Here is a 2,172-nt window from a genome sequence, read left to right as displayed (position 1 = left end):
CTCGGCGTACGCGATGTGCCACGGCGAGACCTGGTGGTCGCGGTGGGTGCGGCCGGTTACCTGCCGTCCGGCGATTCCCGAGAAGCGGGCCTGGTGGAAGACGCCGACCCGCGGCTCGGTGCTCGCCCGGTGGCCGTCGGCGAGGGTCTCGCCGGCGTGCAGGCTGATCGAGGCGACCGTGGTGAAGACGCAGACCTTCGCCTGCCCGGTCTGGAACCGGAGCCGCTCGGCCTCGGAGTCGAACCGGTCGCGGCCGTAGATCGTGGCCACTTCGATGCCGGAGTCACGCAGCCGGTCGGCGATCGGGTCGGCGGCGGTCGCGACGAACTCGACCGAGCACGCCACCTGTCGCTCGGCCTGGACCTGCTGGGCGATCCAGGCGACCGTCGAGTCGACACGGATCAGCCCGGCCTTCTGCCGGAAGCGCAGCAGGGCGGCCCGACCGTTCGCGACACTGCGGCCACTTCGCGCGATTTCCATCTCACGACAGAACTCCCCCCACTCGGCCTCGTACGCAGTCCGCTCCGCCGGCGTGAGCGCCACCGGCATGCCGGAGATCGGCACCGACCCCCACGGCGCGGCGCGGTGCAGCATCGCGGGGGGCCGCTCGTCGGCGAGCCAGCCGCGCACCAGCTTGAGGTCCGCGGCGCGCCGCGCCGCGTCGGTGGTCCATGTCGCGCCGTAGCGCCCCTGCTCCACCCCGACGCCGTGGCGTTCGAGCGCGGTGGCGAACGCGGCCCCGGGTTGCGACGCCGAGGTCCACTCCTGCATCGGCTCGCCGAGCACCTGCGCGTATGCCGGGGCGAGGTACGGCAGCTCCAGCGGCGTGTGTCCGGGCGTCGCGGTCGTCGCGATGACGAACGGCGCCTTGTCGTGTGGCCGCCCGTGCCCTGAAATTCGCGCCCACTGCTTCCACCGCTTCGTCGTCGTTCGTCGCAGCGCGTGGGCCTCGTCCGCGATGATCACGTCCCAGGTGTGGTCCTTGACCTTCTCCAGCCGGTCCCACGTGATCACGACCCAGTCCAGACCCCCGTCGCCCAGCGCCGAGATCGTGCGGCACCAGTGGCCGATGGTGATCGCGGCGGGCCGGTCGGCCACGACGAGCACCCGTCGCGCGCCGCGGAGGTCGCCCACCGCCGTCGCCCCGAGGACCGCGGCGATCGTCTTGCCCACGCCGGGCTCGTCGGCCAGCAGGAACTGCCGTCCGCCCGCTGCCGCGCGCGCCGCGATCGCATCGGCCGCTTCGAACTGGATCTTCCGGGGCTCGAGCGCGTCGGTCGGCACGGGGCTGGGCGTTGGATTGCCGGGGTTGAGGGTGTTCTCGATGAACCGACCGAGTGTGTACGGCCCCGGAGCGTAGGGCGCTAGGTGCGCTGGCAAAGCGCGCCCGACGTACAGGTGAGTCTTGACGGCCGGGTGCCAGGTGGCGCCATCGACCTGTGTCCCGTAGGGGACGTCGAGCACCCACAGCCGCTCGCCCGGCCCCGCGGCCGGCAACGGCCGCTGCGGCTGTCGCGTCCCGCTCCGGCGCGGTGACGTGCTGCGTCGACGAGCCCTGGATGGGCGAGGGCTGGGCATCCCCGGACGCTATCGGGCCCGCTCGAAGAGAGCCGGCTCGCCCACGTCCGGTGCGCGGTCAGGCGCGCCGGTCTACCCGTGCTCGCGCCGACCGTTGTGGCGCGACGCAGCATGCAGGCACCGACTCGCGGGGCATCCAATGCCCCAGCCGCGGCGACAAGACGCACCCTCGTAGCGCGTATCGCGGCCATGACCGCGCGGACAGCGGTGCGGGTTCAGGCGGTCAACGCAACACCTCGGCGAGTGCTTGGGATGGTGCCTTGGACTTCAGGGTCTGTCGAGGGCGTTCGTTGAGCTCTCGGGCGATGGCGTCGGAGTCGTTGGACCGGGCGACGCGGATCGCAGGGCATGGTGGGTCCCGTCGCTCGGTCGCCAGAGCGTAGCGTCCGGGCAGCGACCTTTGAGCGAGCGGTTCGCGCCCCCGATGAGACGTTCGTCCCGGGGTGCTCGGTGTGGTCCCGCTGGGCCGCCGGTCACGGCTTGTAGGCGACCACGACAGACGGGCGCGGGAAGCCGTGAGTGTGCGGCCAGGTGCTGGTCGGCGACTCGAAGGTGGATCCGTCGGTCTCACCCGGATGCTGGACCGCCACGAAG

General features: G+C 72.4%; 1 pseudogene. It reads right to left on the bottom strand.

What is annotated here, in order from left to right:
- A pseudogene (locus VGP60_RS11080) lies at positions 1-1,578 on the bottom strand (hypothetical protein); the annotation flags it as partial.
- Positions 1,579-2,172 lie beyond the last annotated feature (594 nt).

Origin of the sequence: Amycolatopsis sp. (assembly GCF_036008905.1) — a bacterium.
Taxonomy (GTDB): domain Bacteria; phylum Actinomycetota; class Actinomycetes; order Mycobacteriales; family Pseudonocardiaceae; genus Amycolatopsis.
This window is presented reverse-complemented; position numbering and strand designations above follow the sequence as displayed.